General features: G+C 56.5%; 12 protein-coding genes and 1 pseudogene. 8 read left to right on the forward strand and 5 right to left on the reverse strand.

Translation table 11 applies throughout. The features are described from left to right. The first annotated feature begins 124 nt into the window (after nucleotides 1-124). Entirely contained in the window at nucleotides 125-1,012 is an 888-nt protein-coding gene (locus tag DESLA_RS0114865; RefSeq protein WP_028573070.1) for a DMT family transporter, read from the forward strand. Nucleotides 1,013-1,083: 71 nt separating this feature from the next. Here the strand turns inward: DESLA_RS0114865 and DESLA_RS0114870 are convergent, their stop codons facing one another. The 4 genes from DESLA_RS0114870 to DESLA_RS20790 are packed head-to-tail and all read right to left on the reverse strand — an operon-like array spanning nucleotide 1,084 to nucleotide 5,504. After that, entirely contained in the window at nucleotides 1,084-2,010 is a 927-nt protein-coding gene (locus DESLA_RS0114870) for an ABC transporter substrate-binding protein (RefSeq protein WP_028573071.1), read from the reverse strand. Between the two features lie 20 nt (nucleotides 2,011-2,030). Beyond that, nucleotides 2,031-3,155 (reverse strand): anaerobic sulfatase maturase, encoded by a 1,125-nt coding sequence (locus DESLA_RS0114875; protein ID WP_028573072.1) that lies wholly within the window; start codon nucleotides 3,153-3,155, stop codon nucleotides 2,031-2,033. 34 nt (nucleotides 3,156-3,189) lie between these two features. After that, nucleotides 3,190-4,746 (reverse strand): choline-sulfatase, encoded by a 1,557-nt coding sequence (gene betC / locus DESLA_RS0114880; RefSeq protein WP_028573073.1) that lies wholly within the window; start codon nucleotides 4,744-4,746, stop codon nucleotides 3,190-3,192. Further along, nucleotides 4,746-5,504 (reverse strand): IclR family transcriptional regulator, encoded by a 759-nt coding sequence (locus DESLA_RS20790; RefSeq protein ID WP_051434732.1) that lies wholly within the window; start codon nucleotides 5,502-5,504, stop codon nucleotides 4,746-4,748. Before DESLA_RS20790 ends, betC begins: the two co-directional genes overlap by 1 nt. A 459-nt stretch (nucleotides 5,505-5,963) precedes the next feature. Here DESLA_RS20790 and DESLA_RS20795 point away from each other — a divergent pair, with 459 nt between their 5' ends. The 5 genes and pseudogenes from DESLA_RS20795 (at nucleotide 5,964) to DESLA_RS20800 (ending at nucleotide 9,408) form a co-directional block, all read left to right on the forward strand. Then, on the forward strand, nucleotides 5,964-6,755 hold the full coding sequence (locus DESLA_RS20795) for an alpha/beta fold hydrolase (RefSeq protein WP_035261906.1): 792 nt from the start codon (nucleotides 5,964-5,966) through the stop codon (nucleotides 6,753-6,755). Nucleotides 6,756-6,822: 67 nt separating this feature from the next. After that, nucleotides 6,823-7,065, forward strand: a pseudogene (locus tag DESLA_RS0114900) (SAM-dependent methyltransferase); the annotation flags it as partial. A gap of 214 nt (nucleotides 7,066-7,279) precedes the next feature. Further along, nucleotides 7,280-7,714, forward strand: coding sequence for an HNH endonuclease (locus DESLA_RS23010; RefSeq protein ID WP_156932986.1), 435 nt, complete (start codon nucleotides 7,280-7,282; stop codon nucleotides 7,712-7,714). Between the two features lie 97 nt (nucleotides 7,715-7,811). After that, complete coding sequence (locus tag DESLA_RS0114910; RefSeq protein ID WP_028573076.1) at nucleotides 7,812-8,147, forward strand: cupin domain-containing protein; 336 nt, start codon at nucleotides 7,812-7,814, stop codon at nucleotides 8,145-8,147. 70 nt (nucleotides 8,148-8,217) lie between these two features. Further along, on the forward strand, nucleotides 8,218-9,408 hold the full coding sequence (locus DESLA_RS20800; RefSeq protein ID WP_084032108.1) for a sensor histidine kinase: 1,191 nt from the start codon (nucleotides 8,218-8,220) through the stop codon (nucleotides 9,406-9,408). 281 nt (nucleotides 9,409-9,689) lie between these two features. Here the strand turns inward: DESLA_RS20800 and DESLA_RS0114920 are convergent, their stop codons facing one another. Beyond that, nucleotides 9,690-11,702 carry a FapA family protein gene (locus tag DESLA_RS0114920; protein WP_028573077.1) on the reverse strand — a complete coding sequence of 671 codons (2,013 nt, stop codon included), beginning with the start codon at nucleotides 11,700-11,702 and terminating at the stop codon, nucleotides 9,690-9,692. Nucleotides 11,703-12,072: 370 nt separating this feature from the next. Here DESLA_RS0114920 and DESLA_RS0114925 point away from each other — a divergent pair, with 370 nt between their 5' ends. Together DESLA_RS0114925 and rpoZ are read left to right on the forward strand one after the other, a co-directional pair. Next, the gene (locus DESLA_RS0114925; protein WP_028573078.1) at nucleotides 12,073-13,695 is read left to right on the forward strand and encodes a fatty acid--CoA ligase; all 1,623 of its coding nucleotides are present in this window, start codon (nucleotides 12,073-12,075) and stop codon (nucleotides 13,693-13,695) included. A 121-nt stretch (nucleotides 13,696-13,816) separates the two neighbouring features. Further along, nucleotides 13,817-14,038 (forward strand): DNA-directed RNA polymerase subunit omega, encoded by a 222-nt coding sequence (rpoZ, locus tag DESLA_RS0114930; protein WP_028573079.1) that lies wholly within the window; start codon nucleotides 13,817-13,819, stop codon nucleotides 14,036-14,038. Nucleotides 14,039-14,040 lie beyond the last annotated feature (2 nt).

Here is a 14,040-nt window from a genome sequence, read left to right on the forward strand (position 1 = left end):
GCTCCTTGCACTTGGGGTTTTTGAACGGACTGCCGGATAAGGACTTTTTCAACACTCAGATAACTCCTCGACTGCGACACTCGTCGCGGCGAAATCTTTATTTCATTATCAAAATCAAGGTTATATGGCGGGCGCGAGTACGGTTTTCGTGGCGCTGGCGGCTCTTTTCTGGGGGTTGTCCGGCGGGATCGGCGGGATTCTCATGGCCGACGGCTGGGATGCGTTCGTCGTTTCATTCTACCGGGGCCTGATCGGGCTGCTGTGCGTCCTCGTCTGGCTCATGCTGCGCCCACAGGGCAGCGGGTTGACGGATCGGCGGTTATGGTTCTGGTCCGTGATCGCCGGTCTCGGCGTAGCAGGCAACTTCTCGTTTTATTTCGTGAGCATCGGCCAGGGCAGCGTCGCGGTTGCGGCGACGTTGATGTACTGCGCGCCGGTGTTCGTGTACCTTGTGTCGTTCGTCTTGAAGCTGGAAAAGCCCACCCCGCTGAAATGGGCCGCCATCGCGATGGTGATGCTCGGCATCGTGTTGCTCACGGGGATTTACGACATCGGCGCAAGCGGCGTCACGGCCATTGGCGTGGGCGCCGGGCTGCTTTCCGGGCTGTCCTACGCAATCTTTATTTTTGGATTCAAGTACGCCGCGCCCCATGGCAGCCCGCAGGCGATTCTCTCCATTGCCTTCGCGGTCCTTGCCGTCATCCTGATCCGGCCGGGAGATGCCGACCAGACCGTTGCCGTTCTGAGCACTCCGGATTGGCCGCTGTTCGTGGGCCTGGGCGTGCTCGGCGCGGGATTGTCGTTTGTTCTCTATATCATCGGTCTGAGGCATACGGCGCCGGCCGTGGCCTCAATCGTGGCCACGGTTGAGCCGGTCACCGCGTCGCTGTTCGGCGTCCTGATTTTGAACCAGACTCTGGCTGGTCCGCAAATCTTGGGTATGGGGCTGATATTGGCCACCGTGACCGCGCTGAGCATAACATCCCGAGCCGCAAGGCCGCCTTCCGATTGATGTCGGGACTGACCGCGGCCATCCGGTTGCCCTCGCCGCGAAAGCCGCGTCGAGAGCAACCGATTTGGCGGCTAGTTGAACGTATTTTGAATCAACTCCATGGCTGGAGTGCCGTCCGGGGTTGAGACGCCCGCGAACCAGCCCGAAACAATGTCCATGTTGTTTTTAATCCAGGTTCCGGCCACTTCGGCGACGGGCCGGCCTTCCTGTCCGTATGCGTTGATCCAGAGGCTTTGCGTCTCGGATGTGACCGTCATTTTCCGGAGAAACTGATACGCGTCAGGGTATTGCGCTTCAAACCCGTCGCGGACGACCGTATGGATCAGCGACGCGCTCGCGAAGCTTTCCGTGCCGTCAACAGGCTCCAGGTATTCCATGTCAATTCTGATATTCATCCAGTGCGGCTTCCAGCAGGCGAACGCGACCCATTGGCCGTTGTCGATCAGTCGCATGACCTCCGCCAGCATGATGGGAGTCGTGGTTCCCGTCTGATCCCAGTCGCCGAGCCCCGCCACGTTATTGGCGATGATTTCCTCCATGGCCGTGTGCATGGGCGATCCGACTTCAATATTGTAGATGTGGCGATTGAACTTGTCGCCATGGGCGGCAAGGTCGGCGAAGCTCCGGACTCCTTGTTCCGCCACGTAAGCGGGCACGCATAAACTGATCAAGGCGTCGTTCAGATTGGTCTGGACGATTTCCACGGTTCCTTTTTCAAGCAAGGGGCTCAGCAGTGGATTTTGCTGCGGGGTCCAGGCTCCCAGAAACACGTCCACGTCGCCGTTTTCCATGCCCCTGTACACCACGGGAGGACCGATCTGGATCTGTTCCGTCGCATACCCCAATGCTTTCAGAAGTTGAGCCGAGATTTCGGTTTTGACCTCCACGCCGGGCCAGGGCGGTACGCCGAACCGAATGGGGTCTTGGGCCAGGGAGACGGATCCCCAACTCAAAAAGAGAATGATGGCCAGGCACGCGATGGTGGTTGATTTCTTCATGCTTCCTCCTAGGTTGCGATTCAGGAAAGAGAGCCGGTCGGGACCGGTCGCCCGGAAATGTCGCGGGCGATGCTCATAAAGCGAGGGAGTGTTTTTTCGTAAAAATACTTCCATCCCTCGCACAGGACGCTTGCGTGGTTGTTTTTTGTCAGGCGGAATGCGGGGCAATCGCCTTTGCAGAGTTGAAGAAAGGAGCAGCGGTGGCATTCCGGAGCCCAGGCCGATTTCTGGTCGGAAAACTTCAGATACCCCGCGGAGCCAAGAACCTCCTCAAAGGAGTCGTCATGGACATTGCCCAGTTTGTGCCCAGGTTGGACAAAAAAATCACAGGGATAGACGTCGCCATTATATTCGACGACCAGGTACTGATCACAACGGTCCGCCATGCGGCATTCCGCCGCCTTGCCCATGACCAGTTGAGCCAGAATTGATTCGAAGTTGCGGATGCTGACCGTGCCCATGTCGCTCGTGAGCCATTTTTCAAAAATTCGGAGCAGGAATTCTCCCCATTCGGCCCCGGTCAGGCCGGGGTCGGGCCCGTCGCTCCAGGAATCTTGCCGCAAACAAGGAATAAACTGGATATGCCTGAACCCCTGGCTCGTCAGATGGTCGTACACCGCCTCCGGATGGTGCGCATTGGCCGAGGAAACCAGGCAGACCGCGTTTACCGGCACGCCGTGCTTCCTGAACATCCTGACCCCCTTAACAACCTTTTCATGGGTGGGCCCGCCCCGCGGCGTTTTGCGGAAGGCGTCATGCACGGTAGCGGGGCCGTCCATGCTGCATCCGGCGAGAAATCTGTACTTGCCCATGTGAGCGGCCATTTCCGGGGTGATCAGGGTGGCGTTGGTCTGGATGCAGTTGACGATTCGCGAACCCTTGCGGGCTGTTTTTTTCTGCAGATCCGTGACCCGCTTGAAAAACTCCTCGCCCATCAGGGCCGGCTCCCCTCCCTGCCAGGTCAGTGAGTAGACCTGCTGGCTGGTTGCAAAATACCGTTCCAGCATGCGTTGAAGCGTTGCGTCAGACATGCGGGGTCTTTGGTCTTTCGGGTAGAGCTTTTTTTTGTCCAGATAAAAGCAATACGTGCACTTGAGGTTGCAATCGGCGGAAGCCGGTTTCACCAGCAAGGAAAAAGCGCGCATCAGATTTCGGGAACCGGGTTTGCGTGCGGGCTGTTCATGTTCGTGAAGCAATCCTGGCGCACCGTTCCACAACGTTGAGATCAAGGTGATTGCGCATGTATTTCTGAGATGCGTCCTGGGTGGGCTGAAAATCCCACGACGTATGCTTCCCGGTCATGTGCGCCTTGAAGACGAGTCTTCTTCGTTTCTGACTTTTCAGGATTCGGTCGTGCAGCGCATTCAGGTCCTGGTGTTGGGAGACGATGGTTTCGAACTCCAGACACGTGTCGTGGTATCCGCTTTTGGAGGCAAGATTCTCAAGTTCGTCGGGGTCCGTCTCAAGATCAAAGAGCAGCGCGGGATCAGCGGGACAGTGGATATATTTGTATCTGCCCTTCCTGACCATGATCATGGGCGCGATGGCGCCTTCGCCCAGGTACTCCGAAATGACCGGTCTTTCGAAATCGCTCGTTTCACCCCGGAGCAAGGGCATCAGGCTTTTGCCGTCCAGTCCGTCCGCCGGATTTTGCACATGAGGGTCAGCGGACAATTCCAGCAGGGTCGGTAGAAGATCGACCAGGGAAACGGGAGCGGCGATCCTCCGTGGTTGGAAAAAATCAGGGCCGGACACGATGAGGGGCACCCTGGCCGACCATTCATGAAAGGACATCTTGTACCAGAGCCCCCGCTCGCCCAGCATGTCGCCGTGGTCAGCCGTAAAGATGATCACGGTGTTATCCCGGAGCCCCGCATGGTCCAAGGCCTTCAGGATGCGTCCGATCTTGTCGTCGACGTAGCTGATCTGGCCGTAGTAGGCGTGTCTGGCATTGCGGACATCTTGCCCGTCTATCTCCCCCGTGCCCATTTTGCAGGCCTGGCGCAGCCTCCGGCTGTGCGGGTCGCACCGGTCATACGCGATATGCCCGACCCGGGGCGGATCGATCTTTTCGTGTTCATAGCGGTCCCAGTGCTCCTTGGGGCAGGCATACGGATCGTGGGGGTGGGTAAAGGACACCGTCAGGCAGAATGGGCGGTCGTCCCCGTTCCCGTCCTTGGCTTTTTCCTTGGCCCTGGCCAGGTCGTAAATGTGTCGTTCAGCCAGAAAACCGACCTCGTCGTCGAAATCGATCTGGTTGGTCCGCTCACAGGGCCCGGCCTGATAGACGCTGTCCATGTTGTGATACCACCAGTCAAAGCGATGGTCCGGCCTTTCCCAGTCCGGAGCCCAGCCGTGGTCGGCCGGGTAGACGTCCGTGGTCAGGCGTTCCTCGAACCCGTGCAACTGGTCCGCGCCCACGAAATGCATCTTTCCGCACAAGGTGGTCCTGTATCCGTTTGCCCTGAGATAGTGGGCAAATGTCGGAATGTCCGCCGGAAATTCCGCCCCGTTGTCATAGGCCCCTATCTTCGAGGTATGTTGTCCGGACAGCATGGAGAACCGCGAAGGGGCGCAGAGCGGGTTGTTGCAGTAGGCATTGTCGAATATCACGCCGTCCTCGGCCAATGAATCGATGTACGGCGCCTTGGTGACCGGATGTCCATAGCAGGGCAAGGCCGGTGCGGCCAGCTGGTCCGCCTGGATAATCAGGATGTTCGGTCTTCTTTCAGCCATTACAGTTCCTTTTCCGAATATTGGTTGTTGAATGTCTGTTCCAGACTTTCCCTTGCTTCTTCCATTCTGGAGATGATCCTGTCGCGGATGTCGCTCCTGTTGAGACGCGCCTCGAGCACCCCAAGTCCCAGAACCAGAACGGTTCGTTCCCGGTCCCGTATGGGAACGGCAAAACGCCGCATTCCCGGATAAAACAGACCACCGTCATCCTGCATCCGCGTTTGCAGAGCTTCCCGGATCATTTTCTTCACGTCGTCCAGGGAAATCTCTTCACCATGCGCCGCAAGCTCTTGTTGCAACAATCCTTCGTCCTGGAGTTGCACGGGATCATAGAAAAACACCGAGCCCACCACGGGCAGGCTCAAGGCCAGACTCTGCCCCGCAGGCCACATGGAAGGCGACTGGGGGGCCACGAAGCTTTCCAGACAGAATAAATTGCCTTGCGAGCAGGTGAACAGATTCACGGATGCCTGGAATTCTTCATGAAGCCGGCGCATACGCGCCCTGACGATCCGCATGGGATCGTTGGTTCTGGCCGCGGCCTTGCCCCAGAAATAGGTCCTGGTACCCAGGACGTATGTTTTTCCGGAGGTCTTTTGCAGGACCTCCATGCCCAGAAGCTCCTTCAGGATCGTATTCACCGTGGTCGGGCTGGGGTTGCCCAGGAATTTCCGCAGAGCCGAGAAGCCAAGCCCATCAGGATGTTTGGATATTTCGTCAATCACCCTGAGCGCCCTGAGAAGGGTTGTCTCACTCATGTTTTATACCTATATGCGTAGCTCGTTATTGATATATGTATTGGCTAGCATCACTGACCAGGGCTGTCAAACCCAGAACCGCGATCATCAATTCTCCCCGCCGTAATCCCCTCGTCACCCTGCCCGAGGCTTGCTGCAAGTCGAGCGGCACGGCTCCTTTGGCCTGTAACACGCTTTTGCGGGACATGCTTGCAAACGCCTCCCGCTTGAACTACGGCCACTCAAGTAAATGCCCTACGCCCGAAAGCATCAAGGCGTTCCTTCCCCGGCCCACCATCCGGAAAACGTATTGATCAACCCAGATGGAAAGAAGTGGTCTTTTTGCGAAGTCAGGATAAGAGCACTGTTGGTAGGAGTAAAAGGAATGACCACCCAAAACGTTACGCACAAGCATTGATGGGAGTATGCGTACGTATATTATTCGGATGCGCAAGCATCGCGCACAAGGAGAATGCCGAAATGAACAGTTACACAAAGTTTAGCCATACAACAGGACGCCTCGTCGCGAGTGGCGACGCCAAGATATACGTCGAGGAAATCGGGATATCTGATGGTCCCGTCTTGCTCATGCTGCATGGGGGGTTCGGAACCATTGAGGATTTCAACACTATTGCGCCAACTCTTTCTCGTCACTTCAGATTGATCGGGATCGACAGCCGAGGACACGGACGGTCAAACTTGGGAAGCACCAAGCTTTCCTACAAGACCATGACGGATGATCTCAATGCGGTAATCAATGCGCTTGATCTTCGGGCATTCAGCATATTTGGATTCAGCGACGGCGGCGTCGTTGCGTATCGTTATGCGGCAGCGAGCGACCCGAAGCTCCAGAGATTAGTAACGGTGGGTGCAAGCTGGGAGATGAACGAGAAAGAGCCCTGCTGGGAGATGATATCCGGGATGACTGGCGAGGCATGGAAAGAGATGTTTCCAGCAAGCTATGACACCTATATGCGCTTGAATCCCAAACCGGATTTCGATGTGTTCTCCAAGAGCGTTGTCGCCATGTGGACAGACCTGTCTGCGGATGGACATCCAGAAGGCACTATGCGAGATATTGCCGCAGACATGTTGGTGATTCGAGGGGATAATGACTTCCTTACCAATTTGGAAAGCATGGCACGATTAAAGGCCATGAATAACAAGGTGAACTTCATGAACGTACCTTTTGCCGAACATGTGGCGTTTGACGAGTCGCCAGAGATTGTTCTTCGTGCGATGGGCAAGTTCTTGGGTGTTGAATTGAAATAAACTGCCAACAAGACGCTGCACCGGACGGCAATTCCGCTCTATTCACACCCGTAAGGAAATTTTCACAATGGACATCCCACGAATATTCAACATCACTGAAAGTGCTCACCGAATCCACAACCCGATCTCACCCGAAAAGCTCGCCACACTCGGTGCCGCGCTGCGTCTGGAAGCGGGGACCCGAGTGCTCGATCTCGGCAGCGGTTCGGGGGAGATGCTGTGCACCTGGGCACGCGAACACGGCGTCATCGGCATGGGCATGAGCCAGTTGTTTGCCGAGCAAGCGAAACTCCGCGCTGAAGAACTCGGTGAAAGCAGCTTTAGGATATTGCAATCTGTTTTTAACTGAAAAGCCACTCAAAATACTTGTAATCCAACGATATTTGGGGCTGTTAAACGATTTTTCATGCGTCGTTGCATCAACTGTATCCGAGGGCTTTGCTAAGATTGGTGAATTATAGGCATCCATCGCTGCTGTAGGGACGGCAAAAAGCACCCTTGAGCAGCCCGTTGGGAGAGAATCAATGAAACAGCTAAAACTTTTTGGTGATAATAAAGAAGAAAATGTTACAGAAACTAAAAAGCGCGTCTTTAATCCTTATCTTGGTCCAAAAAGCCCTCCAATGGGCTATAACAAATATATCAAATCTGATGAGTGGAAAAATAAAAGGATTTATGCATTAAAAGCAGCGGGATACAAATGTCAGAAATGTGGAATAACGGGGAGGCTAGAGGTTCACCACCTTGATTACGACTCATCACTTTATCACGAACGCCTCAATGATGTTGAAGTATTATGTCGTCGTTGCCATCAAATAGCTGATTCTGAAAGAGAATATGAAACTGCATATGAAAGTTATGCTTATAAAATATATGGTGATTACTGGGTAGAACATGATGATGAACGACTCCGAGAAGAATTCGATGAATGGTATGAAAGAAAGCGAGAAGATTATTAGTAATATCATCTTATACAAGCTGCGGCGCAAGGCTTGGTTGGTCCAGCCGAAGCGCATGCAACGCGCGGCTGAACTCTGTATAGAAGGAGATTGAGAATTGGAAAACATTTTCCCCCCTCCAATCAAAGCTTTGCCAGAAGCTGATATACCGATCGATGGCATCAAGGCGTATTTATCCCAAGCCGCTGATCACCAATTGATATTCATGCAGTTTGAAAAGGATGCTGATCTGCCGGAACATGCACATGCGGCGCAGGTTGGTTTTGTTTTGAGCGGTGTCATCGAATTGACCATCGACGGTGTAAAGCAGCAATTCGGTAAAGGCGATATCTACTCTATTCCCGAAGGCGTTTTGCATTCAGGAAAGATTCATGCGGGATATTCGGATATAACCTTTTTCGCGGAAGCTGGTCGGTATACGGCGAAAGAATGAACTCTTTCATACCCAGCCTGTTCAGCGGCCGGAAAATGTCGGACCACTTGCAGTGATATCCAAGGCAATCATGATGATCGAGAAGAAAATCATAAATGATGAGGAAACGTATTTCACCGCGCCTGGGCGGGCGGGGGGCGATGAACTGCGGCTGGATATTGAGATCGTCAGCAACAACCCGGTGATGACCGGGTTGTTGACGAATATCGGCGGCCTGATTGCGATACTCAACAGCCACCGCCAGATCGTCTCCATCAACTCCGCTTTTCTCAAGCTGCTGGGCATCGATGATCCGGAGACGGCCCTTGGCCTGCGCCCCGGTGAGGCGCTGGACTGCCTGCATGCCGACGACGGTCCCGGCGGCTGCGGAACCGGCAGGTACTGCTCCTCCTGCGGCGCGGCGATAGCCATTGTCGCCTGTCTGGAGCAGGAAATCCCCATTGAGAGGAAGTGCGCCTTGGCGGCTCAAAAAGGGGGGGAGCCGGTCCAATTGCTGCTCCAGGTTCGGGCCAACCCGATCCGCATCAATTCCAAGGTGTACATTCTGCTCTTTCTCCAGGACGTCACGGTCCAGGAACAGCAGGCCGCGCTTACCAGGACGTTTTTTCACGACGTCAGCAACATGCTGACCATGCTCGTCCAGTCCGGGGAACTGCTGCGGATGAAAAGCCCTTCCCCGCTCAGCGAAATCATCCATCAATCTTCGGTCCGGTTGGCCGGGGAGATCGCCCTGCAAAAGGCGCTGTTCGAATCCGGGGCCTGCTCCTATGTCCCGAGGTGGGCGGAGTGCGATCTTGGGCGACTCTTTGCCGAGTTGCGCGGCTTCTTCCAGAGCCATGAGGCGGCTCGGGACAGGGTGCTGCGATTTCCCGAGACCCTGCCGCGGATTCTGCTCAGAACCGACGGCGCGGCGCTGTACCGGATATTGCTGAACATGATCGTCAATGCTCTGGAGGCGACCGAAGAAGGGGGCGAGGTGGGCGTGTCGCTGGAGCAGCAACCCGAGGCCGTCGTGTTTTCCGTCTGGAACGCGGCGGTGATTCCTCCGGAAGTCGCCTTGCGCATCTTTCAGCGCAGTTTCAGCACGAAAAATCAATCCGGCAGGGGCATTGGAACGTATTCGATGAAACTGTTCGGGGAGACGGTTCTGGGGGGCAGGGTTTTCTTTACTTCCAGGGAAGGGGCGGGAACCAGCTTTTCATTCGCCCATCCCTTGAAGACGCAGGAAAAGCCTGAAAAAGAATGCCGGTCCATCGCCTGAGAAAACCCCTTTCCGTAATTGCTCAAAAAGGCCGGGCAAACTCTGAAATTGTTTCTGCCCTGGATTCCCGCCTGCGCGGGAATGACTGAAATGGCATGTTCTCCCAAGCTCGTCATGCCCGCGAAGCCTGTCCTCGTGCAGACGGGGAGCGGGCATCCAGGTCATGCTTGCCACAATTATTTGAGAAGTTACCTCTTTCCCAGGCAGCGGACCGGATTATTTGAGCAGTCAGTGGGTATGATCGTCGTGACGAGGGCGCAAGTACGCATTCCACTCTGCTGCTATGCAAGAACAAGTCGATTCTGCTGAGAATCATAGTAGATGGTGGGGCCGGCCAGAGGGGTGGTGACCTTGTAGCTCGCCGTGAAGCAGAGGATGACGACATCCGGGTGGATAATATTCTGCGCCTTGACCCGCAGGTTCATATCTGTCCGGAAATTCTCCCGCTCCTCGCGGATTTGTTGTTCGATCTCAGAAAGCTCCTGTTCACAACGCACCCTGGCCTTGAGCACCTCGGCCACGATTTGGCGTTTGTGTGACGGAGCTCTTTCCAGGATGCTTTTGATGTCTCCGGAGCCCAGGGAAGTGTAGATTTTTTGCAGAGTCTCCTCCAGTTCCTTTTTGCGCTCCATGTTGACTTCCGTCACGCGGTTCGCCCCCAGATAAATCTGGGTCTCCACTCCCGCGGGCGAGCCGATTTCCTTGGCCAGGACTCCTTCTCCGCACCGGAGAATGCCGCCGATGATCTTGCCTCTTCCTCTGGTGGCGATGATGTTTCGTTTGGCGGTAACTTTGCAATTGTTGATCTCGTGGGCGATGTTCACGTCACCTTGGGCCAGGAGCACCGCGTTTTGGGCATACAGCGCGGATATGCCGCCCCCGGCCTCCACCTTCCCTCCCTGGTCCATGATAATGCCGCACCCCACCTGAACCTCGCCGCCGGCAATAATCACGGCGTTCTCGACCACATCCTTGACCACCACGTTGCCCGGCGCTTCCACGCAAAAGCCGGACAACACGGAACCGCGGATGTTGACCGAACCCCGTTCCAACTTGATGTTGCCCACTTCCAGGTTGACGTCGCTCTTGGTTTCGAAGACTTCCGTGACCTTGAGCGTGTTGCCCTGAAAAAAGACCATCCCCGAGGCCGTGGCGGAGTATTCGCTGCCTTCTTCGGAGCAGCGAACGTTTTCTCCGGCCAACAGGGTGAACGGGCGCCCCTGTTTGGCGGAGACGGGTTTTCCGAACACGTCGATACCCGGCTCTCCGGGTTGCGAGGAGATCAGTCGGCCCAGAATGTCGCCCTCGTTCACGGCACGAACGACGCCCCGTGCACGGAAGTCGATCCTGCCGTCGGCGGTTTCCAGACCCAGGGCGTCGGGGGTGGAAAGCATGGTCGGTTCGAAGCTACCGTCAACGCCGTCTTTGGGGAGCTTGCCCCAACAGAGGATGACGTTTTCCACCGGCGCTCCACGCTCCTTGGCCTTGGCCGCGGCCCTGCTCACGGATTCTTCCTGAAGCGGGGCCTTGACCTGCATCCGTTGCAAAGCGTGCTGGAAAAGATGGGGCCCTGTCGGCTCGTCCTTGAAGGTGCGGTGGTAAATCGTGGCCTTGATGGCCATGTTGTTGTCAACAAAGGAAAGCAGTGATTGGACGCTGACCCTGTGGTCTTCGATGTTTGGCAACCCATACTGCTCGGCAATGACCATGGAAGCGTCCCGATCCAGGCTGCAACCGGCGTCCTGGGCAATTTCAATGTCCGGCCCTCTGGCGCTTGCGGGAGGAGAGACCTGTTCTCCGGTTACCAGGAGACCAGCTTCGCTGGGCTGCGCGGGGACGTATCCGGCAATGGCGTCCCCGGGGAAAGCCGGGAAATCCCAGTCCCCCAGGGGAGTGATGGATGCGTCCTTGGCCGGCCGGGCAAGAATCCCCTTGGCAATGACCGTCCCGGCAACTTCAGTTCCAATAAAGAGTTGTTCAACCACCCGCGCGGCAACATCCGGGTCCGGGGAAACGCGTACCCCGGCCTCGGTCAGTTTTTTCAGCAGACTTTCCAGGTTCAGGGGGCTCCCCTTGCCCTTTGCCGGGATGGAGCCGACGATGGTGGCCTTCATTTTATCCGGTGAGATTTCAACCTGAATATCAGCATCATGATCCAACAGCTCAGCCCTGAATCGACCGTCCTCGAGTACGGTAATTCCGACACTTTCCGGAGGGCAGTGGAAGTCGGCCACGGCCATGGCCGTCGCTTCCCCGCTGCTTGCCGCGGTCAGAGTCAGGACTGTTTGACGCATAAGAACTCTTTCGGAGTGAGTTTACCAGTCCGTTGAAAACTCCCAATTGCTTCGTCGCTGGAAAAAGTTCAATCTCTCCGCATGAATAAATACTCTTCAATATTGAGCTTTTTTTTGCTTCCAGCACTTGGGGTTTTTGGGCGGACTGTGGATAAGGGCTTTGTCAATACGCAGTTACATCCTGATATTATTGTGAATATCTTGTCATTCAGCATGAATGGCAACTGTGCGGGCAATTGATTGCAATGCTTAATCATTCTGATTAGTTCCATATTTCATCAATGTCATGAAAACGCAAGCATACCGAGCGCGTCATGGGTCAGTGTCAGCGCCCTGATAACAATCAACCCCAAAACCCCAAGGAAGAAGCATGCATCCATTACAGCAACTGCTGATCAAGAATCTCTTTCAGGCCCCCCTTCAGGATCACCCGGATCAGGAGATCGTCTACGGCGAAACCCTGCGTTTCAGCTACGCCCAGTTTCGCGAGCGGGTGGCCCGGTTGGCGGGGATGCTTTTGGCCCGGGGGGTGAAGGCCGGGGACACCGTGGCCGTCATGGACTACGACAGCCATCGCTACCTGGAGTGCTACTACGCCGTGCCGATGATCGGCGCGGTGCTGCACACCATCAACATCCGCCTTTCCCCGGAGCAGATGGTCTTCACCATCGGGCACGCCGAGGACGACGTCATTCTGGTCAACGCCGACTTCCTGCCCCTGCTGGAGCAGATCAAAGGGCGGCTGGACACCGTGCGCGAGTATATTCTGCTCACGGACACCGACGCATCCCCCCGGACATCCTTGCCCTTGTCCGGCGAGTACGAGGCCCTGTTGGCCGCCGCCGAACCGCTGGCCGACTTCCCGGATTTGGACGAAGACACCCGGGCCACCACCTTCTACACCACCGGCACCACGGGGCTGCCCAAGGGCGTCTTCTTCAGCCATCGACAACTGGTTCTGCACACTTTGGCCGGACTGACCGCCCTGAGTTCCAACGCCACCCAGGGCCGTTTCCACCGCGAAGACGTGTACATGCCCATCACGCCCATGTTCCACGTCCACGCCTGGGGCATCCCCTACATGGCGACCCTGCTCGGGGTGAAGCAGGTCTATCCGGGCAGGTATATTCCCGAGGTCCTGGCCCGGCTGATCAGCACGGAAAAGGTCACCTTCAGCCACTGCGTGCCGACCATCCTGCACATGCTGCTTTCCGATCCCAAGTGCGCGAGCTACGATCTGTCGGGCTGGCAGGTGGTCGTCGGCGGGGCGGCCTTGCCCAAGGCCGTGTGCAAGGCCGCCCTGGACCGGGGCGTGGACGTTTTCACGGGGTACGGCATGTCCGAATCCTGCCCCATCCTGACGCTGACCCACCTGTCCGACGCCGAGCTGCTCCAAGACCAGGAAAGCCAGATCGCCTTGCGCACCCGCACCGGACGCCCCCTGCCCCTGGTCCGGCTACGCCGCGTCGACGACGCCGACCGGGAAGCGCCCGACGACGACAAAACGCCCGGAGCCCTGCAAGTGCGGGCACCGTGGCTGACCCGTTCCTACCTCAAGGATGACCGCAATTCGGAAAAGCTGTGGACCGACGGTTGGATGAACACCGGGGATGTGGCCTGCCGCGACGCCTCGGGCAGCCTGCGCATCACGGATCGGACCAAGGACGTGATCAAGGTCGGCGGAGAATGGCTCAGCTCCCTGGAACTGGAGGACATCATCCTGCGTCACTCGGACGTGGCCGAAGCCGCGGTGATCGGCAAGCCGGACCTGCGCTGGGGAGAAACGCCCCTGGCCCTGGTGGTGCCCAAGCAGGGAGCCACGCCGCCGGAAAAAAGGATCGCCCATCACGTCAAGAGCTTCGTGGACAAAGGCGTGCTGCCCAAGGAGGCCGTGCTGGTCAAGGTTCGCCTGGTGGAGGCCATTGCCAAGACCAGCGTGGGCAAGACCAATAAAGTCGCCCTGCGGGAGATGTATCTGAAGGATGGGGAGTAAGGGCGCGGGCGCTGGTTGGTCGTGTTGCCGGACGTTGACGCCGGATTTATTTATTGGTAAAAAGTAAAGTTTTGCGAATTCAAAGACCGGCGTACACAGCTTACTACCGGGGGGAGGACGTATGGCCAGAATTACCGTGGAAGACTGCTTGCAGCAGGTGGACAATCGATTTCTCGTGGTGCAGATGGCCATCAAGCGGGTCCAGCAATACCGCAAGGGGTATCATCCGCTTGTGGAGAGCGACAACAAGGATATCGTCACCGCGTTGCGTGAAATTGCCGCGGGCAAGGTGCTGCCCGCCGAGGACATTAAGGAAGCCGGCATCGTCGGCCTGACGAAGTAATC

Origin of the sequence: Desulfonatronum lacustre DSM 10312 (assembly GCF_000519265.1) — a bacterium.
Classification (GTDB): Bacteria; Desulfobacterota; Desulfovibrionia; order Desulfovibrionales; family Desulfonatronaceae; genus Desulfonatronum; species Desulfonatronum lacustre.